The organism is Rickettsia endosymbiont of Gonocerus acuteangulatus (assembly GCF_964026435.1).
GTDB lineage: Bacteria > Pseudomonadota > Alphaproteobacteria > Rickettsiales > Rickettsiaceae > Rickettsia.
In genome coordinates this window covers 629,063-645,893 of sequence record NZ_OZ032147.1, presented here as the reverse complement: position 1 = coordinate 645,893, position 16,831 = coordinate 629,063, and the positions used below count along the sequence as shown (strand labels likewise).

The following is a 16,831-nucleotide window of genomic DNA, read 5'->3' as shown; positions in this document are numbered from 1 at the left end:
CCGATGAAAGGAGGAATTGAGAATTTCACTCAAGCAAATATATTAGTCCCTGAAGATTATACCAAAGCTGATGGTACCAAGTGTTTGGCATATCAATGTATAGATAAACGTTATATTCAATTACCGTTTTTAGATTTAGTTAAAGATGCAAATAGAATTAGTAATTTTATAAATGGTAAATTCGTCCAGCTTGATGGCTTGTTATTGATATTTGTTTCTATTTATTTGCTTAGTAAATTTAATGATACTGCTATATCGACGGCTAGTTTTATTGCAGGTACTTCGGGTAATTTAACATCGATACAGGCTGTTAACCAGAAATCTTATGATTCTATCATGAAGCAGGTCAATAGACCGATAAATTATGCAGCAGGAGTTATTAGTAAGCCAATAAACCGAATGCAAGAGCAAACGAGTATGTTCTTTGCTAAAAAATATCAAGGACTTATGATGGGTAGGCTTGACAATAAAGCCATTAGTTCTTCGGCTAACAAAGCAGTGCAAAATGAAGTTAAAAGAAAATATGGTATAGACCATAAAGACGTTAATATGCAAGCCGGAGCAGATTATAAAAACGGCATTTCTAAATTGCTAGATAATAAAACGTTTTTACCGAAAGGTGGTGATTTGGATGTGAAAAAACTAGCAACTATGAATTTTGCACAGCTTCGAGATGAATTTGCCAAAAATAAATATGGTGCAAAAAATTATAGCTCTTTAACTAGTGATCAGAAACTAGAGCTTGATAAATTCATGAAATCCGATTTAGGTGAGAAAGGTAAATCGGAAAAAAGCTTACGTGAGCTTGCAAGTGATGCAAGCTTTACTAAAGATTATCAAAAAGCTTACAGAAATGCTCATCAGGATATGTCAGGGCGAGGAGTTGGGTTATTTGGTAAAAATATAGGAGCACTTAGAAGTTGGCAAGAAATGGAAAATCGCGTGAAAACTAAACGTGAATTAAAAGAACAAAAACGTGTAGCTATAGGCGAAAAAATATATGCCGGCTATACAGGATTAAAGAGAGAAGCACTTACTGCGATAGTTGGTAAAGATTTACGTGATAAATATGAGGGTAATCTAACTAGTGCTGAATGGCATGACTTTAATTATAATGATCCACAGCTTAGAACTTATAGTGAAAGTCTAAAAGATGACGAAAGAGCACGAGAACTCAAAGAGCTTCAAATGCAGATTAATAAAGAAACATTAGGAGCTCAAGCAGATGTAATATCTCCTGAATATATAGCAAAATTAGAGCGTTCAGGTAGACAGAGTGACGTAGAGTTTTATCAAGAATTATCTAAAAGAAAGCTTGTTCATCAGGTATATGATAAATTATCAGAAGCTAAAAATGGAGAAGATCCTGTAATCATGGGCGATAGGTTTATGCAGGAAAAAGCTACCGATGCCCAAATGCGTACTATGATAGATAATGCACATAAAAAACACGAAGACCTTATTAAGGAAGATTGGTATGGGCGTCGTCAAGAGCATTACGAGATTATGCATGAAAAAGCTCAAGAAAATATCGACAGAACTTATAAAGAAATTAAAGATCATTTCAAAAGAGATGATATTAAGCTTGAGGAAATGCCAGCTTTAATAGCACAATATGAAAGAGAAAAACCGATAGAATCTTTTGATAGTAAGACAGAGCCTTCTGTAGATAAAAGGATTGAAGATGCAGTTAATAACTTTAATATCAATGCTAAAAATTATGAATATAGTGCATCGGTGCTTAATAATATAGAAGAAAGAAAGCAAGTTATTACTGATGAAGTAAATGCTCAGATTGATCGAATTAATAAATATAGAGAAAATGCTAAAATGCCGCAATACCAAAAACCGGTAGAAAATTCAGGAAGAAAGCTCAGAAAATTAGAAGACCATTTGAGAAATATGAAGTAAAAAACCCGTCACCCCGTGGCGGCTTTGTTGCGTGGATCATTTTCCTTTGTCATCCCGTGATTTATTCTATAGTACCGGACAGTTATTATTCTATGTCATTCTTAGCAACGGCGGGAATCCAGAAAAATAAACATAAAAGCAATAAGTTTTTTAAATAAAAAGCTCGATTTATCTCGCTTTATGCTGGATTCCCGCTTTTGCGGGAATGACATATAGCATAAGTCATTAAGGTACTGACAGAGCGAGAGTATCATGTTATAGTAAGCAAATATTAACAAGCATGTAAAGAGATATGGCACGAGCATATACAATAGAACTAAGACTAAAAGTTATAAAAGCTGTAGAAGCAGGGATACGAATAAGTAAGGTAAGTAAATTATTTAATGTAAGTCGTGATACTATATATAAATGGAAAAAATTAAAAGATAAGCAAGGTACTTTAGAAGCAGCAACTGGTTATCAGAAAGGACATAGTCATAAGATAAAAGATTCAGAATCTTTTAAAGAATTTTTTAAAGCTAATATGAATAAAACATCAAAGGAGTTAGCAAAGCAATGGGGTAATATTGCATCTGTAACTATTTTAAGACAAATCAGAAAACTTGGCTATAGCTATAAAAAACTCATTTTCATCCGAAAAGAGATATTAAATTAAGAAATGAATTTATAGCAAAGATACAAACCATCACAAAAGACAAATTAGTATATCTTGATGAATCTGGAATAGAGGATAATGCTTGCAAAGAGTATGGATGGAGCATTATAGGACAAAGGTGTTATGGAGAAAAGGTGTATCAACATAAATTTAGAATAAGTATGATAGCTGGTCTTTGTAATGGTAATCTTATTGCTCCTGTAATATTTGAAGGTAATTGTAATACAGAGGTCTTTAAAACTTATATTAGGGATGTATTAATTACAGAATTACAACCTGAGCAAACCGTTATTATGGATAACATTAATTTTCATAAAAATTCTAAAGTTAAAGAGTTAATTGAATCCGTTGGTTGTACCATATTGTATTTACCAACTTACTCTCCTGATTTAAATCCTATAGAGCATTACTGGTTTAAGATAAAAAATGAAATTAGGAAAGTTGTAGGAGATTTTGAAACATTTTATGATGCTGTTTTTAATACTATTAAACTGTCAGTATCTTAATGATTTATGCTATACAAGCTCACCTACATCTGAATAAAATATAACAAAACTTACGCTATGTTATAGCAAATATGCTAAAAACTCTTATTACACAGCAATGTTTTATAGTGAAGCACTTCATAATATCCCTTAATTCATGGGCATTATATCAAACATAGCGTAAGTTTTGATTAATAAGTTTTGGGTAATAGATTATCGAATTTTTGCACCTGATCATGATGGAGCAACAAAACTAGAACACCTATTAAACATGTTAAATAATGCTGTTTATAGCAAGAAGATTCCTTTTCAAACAGTACTTTTTGACACATGGTATTCTACACACAAAATTATGCAACATGTTGACTCTCTGGGGAAATATTATTATGCCCCTATTAAAGCCAATAGAAACGTTAGTAAAACACACGATTCTAAACCTTATAAAGCTGTAAAAGAGTTGACATTTTCAGATGAAGAGATCAGGCATGGAGTAGAGATTCATATAAAAGGCTTTGCTAAAAATAAGCATGTTAATTTGTTTAAATTTACTGTTTCTACCAACAGAGTTGAGTATGTTGTTACCAATAACAAAACTCACAAATCTTCTAAAGCTGCACAAGATGAGTGTGGCTTTCGATGGGTAATTGAGAGCATGCACAGAGAAATTAAGCAACTTACTGGGATAGAACGTTGTCAATGCAGGAAACAGCGTCTTCAACGTAATCATATTAGTTGTGCATTTTTGTTTGGGCATTTCTCAAAAGGACTGCAAATACAATCGGTAAAACGGTTTACCAAATAAAGTTAGGGCTTTTAGATGACTATATGCAACAACAGCTGCGTTCTCCATCTTTACGATATTTAGAACCAAACATAGCGTAAGTTTTGATAAGTATGATAGCTGGTCTTTGTAATGGTAATCTTATTGCTCCTGTAATATTTGAAGGTAATTGTAATACAGAAGTCTTTAAAACTTATATTAGGGATGTATTAATTACAGAATTACAACCTGGGCAAACCGTTATTATGGATAACATTAATTTTCATAAAAATTCTAAAGTTAAAGAGTTAATTGAATCCGTTGGTTGTATAGCTTAATGCGATAAGGTAGTGACTTACAGTATGAGTTGGATTATACTAAATGAAAAACTTATGGCAAAGGCATATTCATACGATTTAAGAATACGAGTAATAAAAAGTTTAACAGATGGTAAAACAATAAAAGAGACTTCAGAGATATACTCTATTAGTAGGAAGACTATAATAGAGTGGAAAAAATTAAAGAAACAAACTGGGGATGTCAAAGCAAAAAGTGGTTATCATACAGGACATCGTAGAATACAAAACTTACGCTATGAGTAAAAAAGTGATAAATTATTGTAAAAATAATTAAACATGTCAAAGAGGATAAAGTTGCAAGCAATACCAATTAATAGGACAGATTATTGTCAATTTTTAATAGTTAGCCAAAAGAATTATAGTTTAACCTACTACGCTGAACATGCAAAGAAATGTAGTCATGATGTTATTAATAGATTTTTAAGGAATGAAAAATATACACCTTCTTTGTTATGGGAACACATCAAGAATGATGTTATTTTTTCATCTAATGGATATACAATATTTGATGATACGGTTTTAAATAAAAGGAATACGAAGCAAATAGAAATTGCAAGATCGCAGTACAGTGGAGCTACAGGTAGAGTTACTAAAGGTATAGGAGTAGTGAGTCTGGTATATTATAACCCTGATATTAATAAGTTTTGGGTAATAGATTATCGAATTTTTGCACCTGATCATGATGGAGCAACAAAACTAGAACACCTATTAAACATGTTAAATAATGCTGTTTATAGCAAGAAGATTCCTTTTCAAACAGTACTTTTTGACACATGGTATTCTACACACAAAATTATGCAACATGTTGACTCTCTGGGGAAATATTATTATGCCCCTATTAAAGCCAATAGAAACGTTAGTAAAACGCACGATTCTAAACCTTATAAAGCTGTAAAAGAGTTGACATTTTCAGATGAAGAGATCAGGCATGGAGTAGAGATTCATATAAAAGGCTTTGCTAAAAATAAGCATGTTAATTTGTTTAAATTTACTGTTTCTACCAACAGAGTTGAGTATGTTGTTACCAATAACAAAACTCACAAATCTTCTAAAGCTGCACAAGATGAGTGTGGCTTTCGATGGGTAATTGAGAGCATGCACAGAGAAATTAAGCAACTTACTGGGATAGAACGTTGTCAATGCAGGAAACAGCGTATTCAACGTAATCATATTAGTTGGGCATTTTTAGTTTGGGCATTTCTCAAAAGGACTGCAAATACAATCGGTAAAACGGTTTACCAAATAAAGTTAGGGCTTTTAGATGACTATATGCAACAACAGCTGCGTTCTCCATCTTTACGATATTTAGAACCAAACATAGCGTAAGTTTTGAATGTTATTTTCTAAAAATTCAATTCGAGCTAATAATTCTTTGATTCTTTCATTTTCAGATAAATTATTTGTATCTTTCATTACTGTAGAAAGTGGTATATTTGCTGGTGTTAAATCCCAATTGTTTTCAGCCTTTATTAAATTAAATTCTGTATTATCTACATATTCTGCAGAACCATCTTCCTTTACTATTTTTAGTCTTTTTCCATATATTTTATTATTATCTTCTGTTAAAACCCTGCGATTACAGCTCGTTTTTTTGCTTCATTTATCACTAGTTTTTCGTAATCTTCATAGTTTATTTTACTGTTACTACCAGGTTTAGAAACTTGATAAGTGTCCCAACTACTTTCTCCAATTTTTTCAATTATTTCTTCACATTTTTTAATGTATTCTTCTTCATTTAAGGTTGATCTATCTAGTTTATCTACCTCACTCTTGTATAATCCTGTTTTTTCTTCATAGGCACGTTTATAACCTAAAGCTCTAGTTATTACGTCTTTTTCATATTTTGTAAAATATTTTTCATAACTATTATCACTTATATTATTATTATAATAGTCAATATACTCTATATTATTACCATAAGCTGATTTTATTAGTGATTCAGCTTCTGATTTTATTAAACTATAAACTCTTTCTTGTTCTATTTGCATAAGTTTTGTTGCATCAAAATTCCTATAAGAATTTTCTTTAGAATCTTTTTCAAAACCTTTTACAATATCAACCACTTGGGCAGTAACATCCTTTTCTAAATTCCCATTTGGCGTACTATACAAAATTATATATTTATAATTTGGATTAAAATTAGAAATATACGTTGAGTTACTACTAGAGCTATTAAAAATTGGATCTACCTGTATATCACCATTAGCATCTTTGGTATAAACTCCTTTAGCTAAGTTTATTCTTTCCAGTAAATCTACTTTAGAATAAAATGGTAAATTCTTATTTTTTACTACGTCTTTTATTACTGATAAGCGTTTTTTAGCATCATAAAAATCTCCTGAAAGTAGATTTAATAGAATATCTTGTTCTTTTTAGGATCAAGTTTAGGACCATGATTATTAGTCTGATTTTTAGTTTTCCTTTTTAAGGTATTAAAAAAATTTGCTGTATCAAATGTTGCACCTAATTCATCATTAATATCTTTTGCTGCTGATTTAGGGTCAATAGATGTGGTTGTTGGATTTACCGGCGGTGGTGGTGGTCCTCCTCCAGCTTCTGCTTTATTATTTAAAGTAAGCAATAATATTCCTGAATTAATTGTCAATAAATTTATTGATATGGCAACAACGAAAGAGTATTTTAACAATTTAGATTTTAGACTCATCTTGGTTTATCTCATTAAATATTAATTTAAACGAGAGGAAATATATAATTTTTGTTAACTAGAGTCAATAAAACTTATTAATTTTTGTTAACTATTAGATTTTTCAGTTATACTATGGCTAAAAAGCCTCACAATAAGATAAAATTTAATTTTTTATAAATAGAGCAAACCTTATGCAAATTTACTTATTTAATACTCTCACTCAAGGCACAGAGCTCTTTAAACCTGAAGATCAGACTAATGTAAAAATGTATGTCTGCGGACCTACTGTTTATGATAACCCACATATAGGCAATAGTAGATCGGTGGTAGTATATGATTTACTCTACCGCATACTTATAGAAATATTTGAAGCTAAATCTGTAAAATATGTACGGAATATTACTGATGTAGATGACAAGATAATTGAGAGAGCAGCAACATCAGGCATTAGCATTAATGAATTAACGGACAAAGTTACAAAAGAATTTCATACGAATATGGAGTATCTATTTTGTTTATCACCTACTACAGAACCAAAGGCTACGCAGCATATTGATGTAATGATCGAAATAATAGAAAAGCTAATTAAATCTGGGCATGCATATATTGCAGATGATCATGTTTATTTTGATGTTTTATCAGCTCCTAACTATACGGAACTATCTAATCGAAAATTAGAGGATATGTTTGAGGGCGTACGGGTAGAAAATAGTAAAACTAAAAAGCATCCACAGGATTTCGTTTTATGGAAACCAGCTAAACCGGATGAAGATGCAAATATGAACTTTAAAAGCCCATGGGGGCTAGGGCGTCCCGGCTGGCATATTGAATGTTCAGCGATGAGCTATAAATATTTAGGTAAAAACTTTGATATTCATGGCGGTGGTGCTGATTTAATATTTCCTCACCATACTAACGAGATCGCACAAAGTAAATGTGCATTTCCAGGTTCTACTTACGCAAAATACTGGGTTCATAATGGCTTTTTAACGGTTAACGGCGAAAAAATGAGTAAATCTCTTGGTAATTTTATTACTGTCAGGGATTTAATGGATAAACAAATTAAAGGCGAGATAGTGAGATTATTTTTATTAAGTACCCATTATAGACGCCCTCTTGATTATAACGATAAGGCTATAGAAGATGCTAAAAAAACTTTAGATTATTGGTATAGAGCTGTCCAAAATATAAACATGCGGGAGATAGATCACTTACCAAATAATTTCATGGAAGCACTGCTTGACGATATGAATAGTACGCTTGCTATTAAAATAATTAACGACTATGCCAAAGCTATTTTTACAGCTACAAACGAGGAAGAAAAGATATCTAACGCCTCTAATCTTATTGCTTGTGCTAATTTTATTGGATTAATGAATGAAACACCTCATGAATGGTTTAATAAAGATGTAGACGAAAATTATATAAATAATCTTATTAATGAACGCTTAGAAGCAAAAAAACAAAAAAATTGGGGATTAGCTGATCAAATTCGTAACAAATTATTAAATGAAAAAATAATTTTAGAAGATAAGCCAGACGGCACTACTATATGGAGGAAAGAATAAGGACTTGTAAATTATAGAATATAAGTATATAATTTGTAGGCTTATATTTTTAAGCAAATTCACACGTAAGATAAATGTTAGTTCATTAGTTAAGTGACTAGTTCTTATGTCATCCCCCCGTAGGCGGCAGGGAATCAGCATAAAGCGAGATAACCTAAGCTTTTTATTTTAAAGGTTTTACTGGATTCCCGCCTCCGCGGGAATGACATAGTTGTACAACTATGGTACGACAAGACACACAATGAAAGACTATTTTACGGAGGTATAAACTAACAATCAGGAGAAATAAATGTCAAAAATACCACCAATTAATGTTAAAGATTTATTAGATGCCGGCGTGCATTTTGGTCATAAGACTTCACGTTGGAATCCTAAAATGGCACCTTATATATATGGTGAGCGTGATGAGGTACATATAATTGATTTAAGACAAACAGCAGCTTTAATGAATGTTGCTTTAAATGCAATATATGAAACTGTAAAAAATGATGGCAAAGTATTATTTGTAAGTACAAAAATACAAGCAAGCGATATTATAGCAGAATATGCTGAAAAATGCGGACAATACTATGTAAATCATAGATGGCTTGGCGGAATGCTAACTAACTGGAAAACTATTTCAGGTTCCATAGAGAAATTAAATAAATTAGAACAAACTTTGGAAAATGAAGAAGCTTGCATCGGTTATACTAAGAAAGAAATACTTGATATGAACCGCAAGAAAGATAAATTACTTTTATCACTCGCTGGAATCAGAGAGTTACATTCTAAGCCAGATTTAATAGTAATTATCGATACTAATAAAGAACATATTGCAATTAGTGAAGCTGTAAGGCTTAATATACCTATCGTGGCTGTTGTAGATACTAATTCTAATCCTGACTATATAGATTATCCAATTCCAGGTAATGATGATGCGATAAGATCAATTAGGTTCTATTGTAGTTTATTTGCTGATGCTGCACTACAAGGTTTAGAAGAATCAATGAAAGCTTCCGGAGTCGATTTAGGTAGTATCCAAGAACATGGCGATAAAAATTTAGCTCCTAAAAATGTTTCTAAATTAAAACAAGCTAAAAAGTTCTCTAAAACAAAAAATATCAATGAAGAAGCAAATACAGAATTTGAGCAAGCATTAAGTGATGCTGATGAAGATAAAAATTAGACATCTTTTTAAAATGCATAATTAAATGGAGATAGGTAAAATATGAGTGAAGTAAATATAAGTGCTAATGACGTTAGAGAGCTCAGAGAAAAAACTGGTGCTGGAATGATGGATTGTAAAAAAGCCTTAATCGAGACTAAAGGCAATCTTGAAGAAGCTGTTGACTTTTTGCATAAAAAAGGTCTTGCTGCTGCAAAGAAAGCCGGACGTGTTGCTGCTGAAGGGTTAACAGCTGCTAAAGTTGACGGATTAAATGGAGTTGTTGTTGAAATAAATTCTGAAACCGATTTTGTCGCAAGAAATCCAGAGTTTCAAGATTTAGTGAAAAATATTGCTGCTCTTGCAATAAATGCTGAAAATGTAGAAAAATTAAAAACATCTATCATGCCAAATGATAATTCAGTAGAAGAAGATATTATAAGATGTATCGCAAAAATAGGCGAAAACTTAACACTACGCCGCATGGAAGTACTAAAAGTATCTGAAGGAGCTATTGGCTCATACGTACATAATGAAGTTGTACCAAATTTAGGTAAAATTTCTGTGTTAGTAGGGCTACAATCAAGCACAAAAGATACAGCAAAATTAAAAGTTTTGGCCAACCAAATTGCAGTTCATATAGCAGGGAATAATCCGCAAAGTATAGATAATTCCGGTTTAGATCAAGCCCTTGTAGAACGTGAGAGAAAAGTATTCTTTGAGAAGTCAAAAGAAGAAGGTAAGCCTGACAATATTATCGAAAAAATGGTAGAAGGCAGAATTCGTAAATTCTTTGCTGAAGTTGTGCTATTACAACAAAATTTCTTATTTGATAATAAACTAACTGTTGCTGAAGTAATCAAAAATGCTGCTAAAGAACTTGGTGCAGAAATTCAAATTACTAAATTTATCAGATATGAACTTGGTGAGGGTATAGAGCAGGAAGAAAAAAACTTCGCTGATGAAGTAGCAGCAGTAATAAAAGGCTAGTATACTTACCTTTATCATGCAATATGCGTTTTTGTTGCATGGATTGAAAAATACATATAATGGCATCCCCGCAGAAATATAGTAGTGTCCAGATAAAATTGTAATATTATTAAAATAATCATTGCGAGAAGGTGAAAATGCAAGGACTAAGTAGAACAAAACCTATAAATTTTCTGCCCAAATTTCATTGGGGGTTTTATAACCAAAAATCTTTCTTGGCATGTTATTTAAAATCTCAGCAACATTAGACCTCTTTGTGTAACGGTAGTAATATCTGTATTTTTAGGTAAAATTCTATGAATCATAGAATTCATTTTTTCCACTAATGCTTTTTGTCTAGGGCGGTATGGATCACAAAAGAAAGTTTGAAACCCAGATAGTCTATAGGCAACATGCCCCACAAACTCTTTGCCATTATCCATAGTAATAGTCTTTCTCACACTATTTGGAAGAGTTTTTATCTTTCTTAAAAAACCATTGGTAACTGTTGTAGCTCTCTTGGAGTTATTCAGCACTAAAATAATCTTTTGACTCTTTTTATCCACCAGTGCACCAATATTCATACTTTGATTACCTTTATGAAATGTAAGATCTGCCTCAAAATTCCCTACTTCTACCTTTTTCGTAGCTATTGCATCACGCTGATGTATTGAGATCCTTTGTGGTATAATGATCCTTTGACGCCTCTTCCCTCTTTCTTGCCTTTTATATCTTTTAGAAGGTAAATAGCTATATAACTTTAATTTAGCTGCTACTGCAGAAGTGTAAACAAATCTATATATACTTTCTGTACTGATACACAAAGCTGTATTTTTGTCTAGTTTTAACTTTCCGGCTATAGCATCCGGCGACCATTTCTTGCGAATCATAGCATTTTTAATATAATCTAACAACATAGGGTTCTTTTCTATTTTTAATAACTCTTGCTGATACATCCTATTTTCATATTTTTCCTGAGCAACACAAGGCATATACTTATCTTTTACCTTATTTCTTTTTAGCTCCATACTAATAGCGCTTTTAGACCTCGTAAGATGTTGTGCTATCTTATTAATACTGACTCCTAGGTCATACATTCTTTTTATCTCATATCTCTCTTCTCGAGATAAGTGTCTATATTTTCTGTTCATCATTACCTATTTAAAATCTTATTATTTTAAATAGGTTCTGTTCTACTTACTTATAGTATTTTCAAGGCATTGTTTGCGTGGACCCAAAAGCACTCTCGATGTCATGCCGTGGCTTGACCACAGCATACAGAAAATAATAAAAAATACTAATAATATTACTATTTTTAGCTGGACCCCGTGAATAAATCTACAGTACCGAACAGTTATTATTCTATGCCATTCTTAGCTAGAAGCGGGAATCCAGCGTAAAGCGAGATACCTAAGCTTTTAATTTTAAAAACTTGCTGCTTTTATGGTTATTTTTCTGGATTCCCGCTTCCGCGGGAATGACATATAAGGTCACCTACACCTGAATAAAATATAACACTTTTTTAACACTGTCCGGTACTATAGAATAAATCACGGGATGACAGGGAAAAATGATCCATACGGGCAATGTCACAAGAGATGAAAGAAGCTAAAAAACCTTCTGAAGAAGCTTATAAAAGATATATTGAAGCAGAAGTTTCTAAAAAAACTCTTAATGATATTAAGAAAACACTAGATTCTCATCTTATAAACAAAAAGTCTAGTACTAATATAGTACCAAATTTAAAAAAACAAGAAAGTAACAAGGCTAATACTCGTTAGCTATATTACACAAACGTTTATCATCATCTAATAATTTTAAATTTACTTCAATTAAAGGCGTAGGTAGGAGGTGCTTAATAATTTCAGACCATTCTATTAAAGTTAGATTACCGCTTAATGCCTCTTCAAGCCCTAATTCATATATTTCTTCAGGTGATTTTAGACGATAAAGATCATAATGATAGATAGTAAAATGAGGTGCTTTATATGTTTGTAATAAGTTAAAGGTTGGGCTTATAATTGAGGTGTTGTCACCACATAAATGTTTAATAATTTCACGACCAAAAAAAGTTTTACCTACTCCAAGATCACCATTTAATAACACAATATTATTAGGTTTTAAGGTTGCAGCAAAAGCCCTAGCAAAGTTTTTTGTTTCTTCTTCACTATTTAATATGGTTTGACTATTTAACATTTGCAAGAATAGATATTGGTTGTTTGAGATAGCTACTTTTTAAAAAGCTTTTCTTACACAGATCGAGATCAGATTGTTTTTTCGTAATTCCAAGGTAAAATTAATATTATTATATGGCTACTATGTTATTCGAAGCAACTGTCCGGTACTATTGTTTATAAAACGAGGAATGAAACCGTTACTTAAGGCATAAGTACCGTAGTACTTATAAAACGACGACGCCAATTTTATCGAATATACCGTAGATACTTCAAAAGTTGGAAGTCAAATAAGTGGTGAGTCAAGCTAGGCGTATATTAATACGTGAGCAAAGGCGAACCCCGAAATTTGACGTACCAAATCTTAACATATACAAAGACAGATTATGCCACCAACTTTTCACGTAATACTTCCACTAACTTGTTAATAGCTTCAGATGGATCTATGTTCTCAAGAATAGCAAGTTCACCTGCAAGTCTATTTAGAGCTGCTTCATAAAGAGTTCTTTCACTATAAGAGCGATCATTATCAACATTTTTATGTAAGTCACGTAATACCTCAGCAACTGCCACAATATTACCTGAATTAATCTTTCCTTCATATTCTTGAGCTCTTCTGCTCCACATTCTATTACCCTGTTTTGGCTTGCCTTGAAGGGTTGAATATATTAAATCTAGGTCTTTTTTGCTCGCAACTGCTCTAAGCCCTACAACTGTGGCTCTGCTAACTGGTACTTTTAGAGTCATTTTATCTTGAGGAAAAGAGATTACATATACCTTTATCTCAGTACCTGCAATAGTATGGTTCTCTATATTCGTAATCTCACCTACTCCGTGTGCAGGATAAACAATTCTTTGTCCTATTTTAAACTCAGATTTTTGTTGTTCTGTTTTGTCTTCGGATTGTGCTATATTTACCATTATTAATTCCTCCGTAGTAATTCTTAGTGCTTAAGAATCCAATGTTAGATTATTATCCTATCTAGCATAACACATTTTGCTTAAATGATAAAGCAGATAATTTTATATAGCAAATTTATTTACTATTGAAATAAAGTAAATAAAACCTTATTGTATTGTTAAATCTCTTTTGGGTATATTCCCCGCCGCTTGCGGCGTAATATGGCGGAATGAGCAAATATATACATAAAAGTCATAATGTTACGGTACTGCTGTATCACATGGTATTTCCAGCAAAATATCGCCGAGCAGTGTTTGACGTATCAGTTGATCAAGTATTACGAGAAATATGTTTAGAGATAGAAAAGAGATATCAAATAAAATTTTTAGAAATAGGGGTTGATGAAGATCATGTCCATTTTTTGGTACAATCTGTACCAACCTATAGCGTAACAAAAATAGTAACAACAATTAAAAGTGTTACAGCTCGTCAAATATTTAGACAGTGTCCACAGGTAAAGAAACAATTATGGGGTGGAGAATTTTGGACTGATGGATATTTTACGAGTACGGTAGGTAAGCATGGAAATGAGAATATGATAGGAAAATACGTAAAAAACCAAGGCAAGGAATATCAGAAACTGCATGAGGATCATCAGCTAGCTTTCTTCTAAAATACCCCGCTGCTTGCGGCGGGGATTACTTTTATTCAATATTATAAAGGGTTAAATTATGCGAAATAGTTTTATTACGTTAATATTTCTATTACTTTTGAGTGGTTGCTCAGAAGAAAAAGAGAAAGTAGTAGAGCAAGAATCATCTAAATCTATAGCTCCGGCTCAGACTTCAGCTTCAGATGAAAACAATAACCAAACAACGGAAGTAACAACTCCAGCTGTAATAACTCCGGCTGTGCAAGAACAAATCGAGCAAAAGCCTGAAGTAAAAACTTTTAAGGTTACTTTTAAGATTGATGAAAATGACATGGTTCTTGGGAATAAAGATTCTAAAATAGTTGTGGTGGAATATTTCTCTCCTACTTGCCCACATTGTGCTTATTATCACTCTACAATTTTTCCTGAACTTAAGCAAAAATATATAGATACTAACAAAATAGCATATGTTACTAGAGAATTTATTGCTACTAAACAAGATTTAGACGCTTCTATTTTAGCACGTTGCAAAGGTTATATAAATAGCTTTATGCTGTTTCATGATATTATGTTAAAGCAACAAGATAAATGGTCAGTTAGTAATAAATATAGAGAGTTATTAACTGATATAGGTCAGCTTGGCGGCGTTACTCCGGAAGAGTACAAAAAATGTTTGAGCGATGATAAAATTACTGAAACCTTAATTGCTAACACTAATTTTATAACAAAAGCACCAAAATTTATAGGAACTCCTTCTTTCTTTGTTAACGGAGTACAAACTGAGAATTATAGTATGAACAGTATTTCAGCAGCAATAGATAAAGCCATAGAAGAATCAAAAAATAAAATAGATTTATAGTGGATAATAATAAATTAAAAGATATTAAAACAAGAATTAATCAGTTAAAAATTGATAAAACTCCTAATTCTAACTTGCAACAGGAAATAAGTCCGTTTACTATAGCTATAGACTTAGTTTCGGGAACAATGGTAGGGTTTGTTATTGGTTTATTAACTGATAAATTCTTTGATTCTAAACCTTTATTTATTATTATATTTACCATAATCGGAATTATAGCAGGATTTAATATAGTCAGGCAAAGTCTAATCAGTAAGAAATAACAAAATGCTTCATAATCCTTTAGTACAATTTAATATAAAAAAGCTGATAGACATCCAAGTGATGTATTTCGATATCAGCTTTACTAATTCAGCTGCTTATATGCTACTTGCTAGTGTTTTAGCTTCAACTTACTTTTACTTGGCTTTTTCAAATCCTAGGTTAGTACCATCAAGGTTACAAATAAGTGGCGAAATAATCTATAATCTTGTAGCTGATATGCTAAATCAGAATGTAGGCAGTAAAGGACGCAAGTTTGTTCCTGTGATTTTCACTCTATTTGTTTTTATTTTATTTTGTAATTTATTTGGCATGATACCTTACGGGTTTACTGTTACCAGCCATATCATTATTACTTTCGCTTTAGCAATTCTAGTATTTTTAATGGTGACTATAGTTGGCTTTGTAAAGCACGGCATGCATTTTCTTTCCCTTTTCTTGCCCCATGGTACGCCTTTATGGCTTGCCCCACTAATGATCATAATTGAATTATTTACATATCTAGCAAGACCGGCTAGTTTATCCCTAAGGCTTGCGGCAAATATGATGGCAGGTCATATTTTATTAAAAGTAATTGCTAGCTTTGTTGTAACCTTGATGATTTACTTGAAATTTCTACCAATACCTCTTATGGTTATATTAATTGGGTTTGAAATCTTTGTCGCAATTCTTCAGGCTTATATTTTTACTATTTTATCTTGTGTATATCTTAATGATGCTGTTAATTTACACTAGAGTTTTTTAATTAATTAAAGTTGAGTTTTTTTATGGATATGGTTTCTTTAAAGTTCATTGGTGTTGGTTGTATGGCTATTGGAATGCTTGGTGCAGCTTTAGGCGTCAGTAATATATTTAGTTCACTACTTAATTCAATAGCTAGAAATCCTTCAGCTACCGAACAGCTTCAGAGAATGGCACTTATTGGTGCAGGTCTTGCTGAAGCAATGGGGCTTTTTTCTTTTGTAATCGCAATGCTACTTATCTTTTCCTAAAATTTGCTTTTAAATAATATGCCTCAATTTGATATTAATACATATTATTCACAAATTTTTTGGCTAATAGTTACTTTTAGCTTATTATATATTTTTGTCTACAAATTTATAGTTACTAAAATTGAAAGAGTTTTAAATAATAGACAATCTAATATTCAAGATAACATTGCAAAAGCAGATGAATTAGCTTTTGAAATCGAAAAGCTAAATAAATATTATAATGAAGAAATAACAAGAATAAGTACTGAAATAGACAGGTTAAAAAAAGAAAAAATAGATTCTTTAGAGGCAGAATTTTTAATTAAAAAAAATAATTTAGAACAAAACCTACGAAAGCTTATAAATCAAAATATTAAAGATATAAAATTAGTTGCAGAAAAATTTAGAACTAGTAAAGTAGATGCGACTATAATGCTTGCTGCTAGTATTATCGAAAAAATCACTGGCACTAAAGCAGATATAAACTTACTAAAAAATATAAAAATACAATAATA

General features: G+C 31.7%; 21 protein-coding genes and 2 pseudogenes. 17 read left to right on the top strand and 6 right to left on the bottom strand.

Features of this window, described 5'->3' with window-relative positions:
- Positions 1 to 42: 42 nt before the first annotated feature.
- A complete protein-coding gene (locus AAGD55_RS12340; RefSeq protein ID WP_410526127.1) occupies positions 43 to 96 on the bottom strand; it encodes a hypothetical protein in 54 nt (17 codons plus the stop codon).
- Between the two features lie 2,107 nt (positions 97 to 2,203).
- Here AAGD55_RS12340 and AAGD55_RS03970 point away from each other — a divergent pair.
- From AAGD55_RS03970 to AAGD55_RS03945, 6 genes and pseudogenes are all read left to right on the top strand, one after another.
- A protein-coding gene (locus AAGD55_RS03970) for an IS630 family transposase (protein ID WP_341792223.1) occupies positions 2,204 to 3,072 on the top strand; the annotation gives its coding sequence in 2 pieces (ribosomal slippage) (positions 2,204 to 2,528 and positions 2,528 to 3,072; 870 coding nt in all).
- A 166-nt stretch (positions 3,073 to 3,238) separates the two neighbouring features.
- A complete protein-coding gene (locus tag AAGD55_RS03965; RefSeq protein WP_341792222.1) occupies positions 3,239 to 3,853 on the top strand; it encodes a transposase in 615 nt (204 codons plus the stop codon).
- Positions 3,784 to 3,933 (top strand): hypothetical protein, encoded by a 150-nt coding sequence (locus AAGD55_RS03960; RefSeq protein WP_341792221.1) that lies wholly within the window; start codon positions 3,784 to 3,786, stop codon positions 3,931 to 3,933. The genes AAGD55_RS03965 and AAGD55_RS03960 overlap by 70 nt, the downstream gene beginning before the upstream one ends.
- 6 nt (positions 3,934 to 3,939) lie before the next feature.
- Positions 3,940 to 4,140: pseudogene (locus AAGD55_RS03955) on the top strand (transposase); the annotation flags it as partial.
- A gap of 33 nt (positions 4,141 to 4,173) precedes the next feature.
- The gene (locus AAGD55_RS03950) at positions 4,174 to 4,413 is read left to right on the top strand and encodes an IS630 transposase-related protein (protein WP_341792220.1); all 240 of its coding nucleotides are present in this window, start codon (positions 4,174 to 4,176) and stop codon (positions 4,411 to 4,413) included.
- Positions 4,414 to 4,446: 33 nt separating this feature from the next.
- Entirely contained in the window at positions 4,447 to 5,496 is a 1,050-nt protein-coding gene (locus AAGD55_RS03945) for a transposase (protein WP_341790834.1), read from the top strand.
- A 236-nt stretch (positions 5,497 to 5,732) separates the two neighbouring features.
- On the opposite strand, the gene AAGD55_RS03940 is transcribed toward AAGD55_RS03945, so the two are convergent.
- Both AAGD55_RS03940 and AAGD55_RS03935 read right to left on the bottom strand, forming a co-directional pair.
- Complete coding sequence (locus tag AAGD55_RS03940) at positions 5,733 to 6,281, bottom strand: hypothetical protein (protein WP_341792219.1); 549 nt, start codon at positions 6,279 to 6,281, stop codon at positions 5,733 to 5,735.
- Between the two features lie 239 nt (positions 6,282 to 6,520).
- A complete protein-coding gene (locus tag AAGD55_RS03935; RefSeq protein ID WP_341792218.1) occupies positions 6,521 to 6,835 on the bottom strand; it encodes a hypothetical protein in 315 nt (104 codons plus the stop codon).
- A gap of 173 nt (positions 6,836 to 7,008) precedes the next feature.
- Between AAGD55_RS03935 and cysS the strand changes: the two genes are divergently transcribed.
- The 3 genes from cysS to tsf all read left to right on the top strand — a co-directional run bounded on the left by cysS (position 7,009) and on the right by tsf (position 10,519).
- Entirely contained in the window at positions 7,009 to 8,385 is a 1,377-nt protein-coding gene (gene cysS / locus AAGD55_RS03930) for a cysteine--tRNA ligase (protein WP_341792217.1), read from the top strand.
- A 289-nt stretch (positions 8,386 to 8,674) separates the two neighbouring features.
- Complete coding sequence (gene rpsB / locus AAGD55_RS03925; protein ID WP_341792216.1) at positions 8,675 to 9,550, top strand: 30S ribosomal protein S2; 876 nt, start codon at positions 8,675 to 8,677, stop codon at positions 9,548 to 9,550.
- A 42-nt stretch (positions 9,551 to 9,592) separates the two neighbouring features.
- On the top strand, positions 9,593 to 10,519 hold the full coding sequence (tsf, locus tag AAGD55_RS03920; RefSeq protein ID WP_341792215.1) for a translation elongation factor Ts: 927 nt from the start codon (positions 9,593 to 9,595) through the stop codon (positions 10,517 to 10,519).
- A 227-nt stretch (positions 10,520 to 10,746) separates the two neighbouring features.
- Here the strand turns inward: tsf and AAGD55_RS03915 are convergent, their stop codons facing one another.
- Positions 10,747 to 11,652 (bottom strand): IS30 family transposase, encoded by a 906-nt coding sequence (locus AAGD55_RS03915; RefSeq protein ID WP_341792214.1) that lies wholly within the window; start codon positions 11,650 to 11,652, stop codon positions 10,747 to 10,749.
- Between the two features lie 444 nt (positions 11,653 to 12,096).
- On the opposite strand from AAGD55_RS03915, the gene AAGD55_RS03910 reads away from it, so the two are divergent.
- Positions 12,097 to 12,279 carry a hypothetical protein gene (locus AAGD55_RS03910; protein ID WP_341792213.1) on the top strand — a complete coding sequence of 61 codons (183 nt, stop codon included), beginning with the start codon at positions 12,097 to 12,099 and terminating at the stop codon, positions 12,277 to 12,279.
- Here AAGD55_RS03910 and tsaE read toward each other — a convergent pair.
- Entirely contained in the window at positions 12,266 to 12,694 is a 429-nt protein-coding gene (gene tsaE / locus AAGD55_RS03905) for a tRNA (adenosine(37)-N6)-threonylcarbamoyltransferase complex ATPase subunit type 1 TsaE (protein WP_341792512.1), read from the bottom strand. The two genes, AAGD55_RS03910 and tsaE, sit on opposite strands and share 14 nt — an antisense overlap.
- Positions 12,695 to 12,929: 235 nt before the next feature.
- Here tsaE and AAGD55_RS03900 point away from each other — a divergent pair.
- Positions 12,930 to 13,071: pseudogene (locus tag AAGD55_RS03900) on the top strand (palindromic element RPE5 domain-containing protein); the annotation flags it as partial.
- Here AAGD55_RS03900 and AAGD55_RS03895 read toward each other — a convergent pair.
- A complete protein-coding gene (locus tag AAGD55_RS03895) occupies positions 13,057 to 13,593 on the bottom strand; it encodes a CarD family transcriptional regulator (protein WP_341792212.1) in 537 nt (178 codons plus the stop codon). The pseudogene AAGD55_RS03900 and the gene AAGD55_RS03895 sit on opposite strands and share 15 nt — an antisense overlap.
- Positions 13,594 to 13,802: 209 nt before the next feature.
- Between AAGD55_RS03895 and tnpA the strand changes: the two genes are divergently transcribed.
- The 6 genes from tnpA to AAGD55_RS03865 are packed head-to-tail and all read left to right on the top strand — an operon-like array spanning position 13,803 to position 16,829.
- The gene (tnpA, locus tag AAGD55_RS03890; RefSeq protein WP_341790826.1) at positions 13,803 to 14,246 is read left to right on the top strand and encodes an IS200/IS605 family transposase; all 444 of its coding nucleotides are present in this window, start codon (positions 13,803 to 13,805) and stop codon (positions 14,244 to 14,246) included.
- Between the two features lie 58 nt (positions 14,247 to 14,304).
- On the top strand, positions 14,305 to 15,084 hold the full coding sequence (locus AAGD55_RS03885) for a DsbA family protein (RefSeq protein WP_341792211.1): 780 nt from the start codon (positions 14,305 to 14,307) through the stop codon (positions 15,082 to 15,084).
- Positions 15,084 to 15,347 (top strand): AtpZ/AtpI family protein, encoded by a 264-nt coding sequence (locus tag AAGD55_RS03880; protein WP_341792210.1) that lies wholly within the window; start codon positions 15,084 to 15,086, stop codon positions 15,345 to 15,347. Before AAGD55_RS03885 ends, AAGD55_RS03880 begins: the two co-directional genes overlap by 1 nt.
- 4 nt (positions 15,348 to 15,351) lie before the next feature.
- On the top strand, positions 15,352 to 16,080 hold the full coding sequence (locus tag AAGD55_RS03875; RefSeq protein ID WP_341792209.1) for a F0F1 ATP synthase subunit A: 729 nt from the start codon (positions 15,352 to 15,354) through the stop codon (positions 16,078 to 16,080).
- 32 nt (positions 16,081 to 16,112) lie between these two features.
- Entirely contained in the window at positions 16,113 to 16,337 is a 225-nt protein-coding gene (locus AAGD55_RS03870) for a F0F1 ATP synthase subunit C (protein WP_011477942.1), read from the top strand.
- Between the two features lie 18 nt (positions 16,338 to 16,355).
- Positions 16,356 to 16,829 (top strand): ATP F0F1 synthase subunit B', encoded by a 474-nt coding sequence (locus AAGD55_RS03865; RefSeq protein WP_341792511.1) that lies wholly within the window; start codon positions 16,356 to 16,358, stop codon positions 16,827 to 16,829.
- Positions 16,830 to 16,831: the final 2 nt, after the last annotated feature.

Excerpts from the sequence above, each read along its gene's own strand:
- rpsB (WP_341792216.1), top strand. The coding sequence starts at position 8,675 with ATGTCAAAAATACCACCAATTAATGTTAAAGATTTATTAGATGCCGGC.
- AAGD55_RS03945 (WP_341790834.1), top strand. The coding sequence starts at position 4,447 with ATGTCAAAGAGGATAAAGTTGCAAGCAATACCAATTAATAGGACAGAT.
- AAGD55_RS03935 (WP_341792218.1), bottom strand. The coding sequence starts at position 6,835 with ATGAGTCTAAAATCTAAATTGTTAAAATACTCTTTCGTTGTTGCCATA.
- AAGD55_RS03875 (WP_341792209.1), top strand. The coding sequence starts at position 15,352 with ATGCTTCATAATCCTTTAGTACAATTTAATATAAAAAAGCTGATAGAC.
- AAGD55_RS03950 (WP_341792220.1), top strand. The coding sequence starts at position 4,174 with ATGAGTTGGATTATACTAAATGAAAAACTTATGGCAAAGGCATATTCA.
- AAGD55_RS03895 (WP_341792212.1), bottom strand. The coding sequence starts at position 13,593 with ATGGTAAATATAGCACAATCCGAAGACAAAACAGAACAACAAAAATCT.
- cysS (WP_341792217.1), top strand. The coding sequence starts at position 7,009 with ATGCAAATTTACTTATTTAATACTCTCACTCAAGGCACAGAGCTCTTT.
- AAGD55_RS03865 (WP_341792511.1), top strand. The coding sequence starts at position 16,356 with ATGCCTCAATTTGATATTAATACATATTATTCACAAATTTTTTGGCTA.
- tnpA (WP_341790826.1), top strand. The coding sequence starts at position 13,803 with ATGAGCAAATATATACATAAAAGTCATAATGTTACGGTACTGCTGTAT.
- AAGD55_RS03885 (WP_341792211.1), top strand. The coding sequence starts at position 14,305 with ATGCGAAATAGTTTTATTACGTTAATATTTCTATTACTTTTGAGTGGT.
- AAGD55_RS03870 (WP_011477942.1), top strand. The coding sequence starts at position 16,113 with ATGGATATGGTTTCTTTAAAGTTCATTGGTGTTGGTTGTATGGCTATT.
- tsaE (WP_341792512.1), bottom strand. The coding sequence starts at position 12,694 with ATGTTAAATAGTCAAACCATATTAAATAGTGAAGAAGAAACAAAAAAC.
- AAGD55_RS03915 (WP_341792214.1), bottom strand. The coding sequence starts at position 11,652 with ATGATGAACAGAAAATATAGACACTTATCTCGAGAAGAGAGATATGAG.
- tsf (WP_341792215.1), top strand. The coding sequence starts at position 9,593 with ATGAGTGAAGTAAATATAAGTGCTAATGACGTTAGAGAGCTCAGAGAA.
- AAGD55_RS03910 (WP_341792213.1), top strand. The coding sequence starts at position 12,097 with ATGAAAGAAGCTAAAAAACCTTCTGAAGAAGCTTATAAAAGATATATT.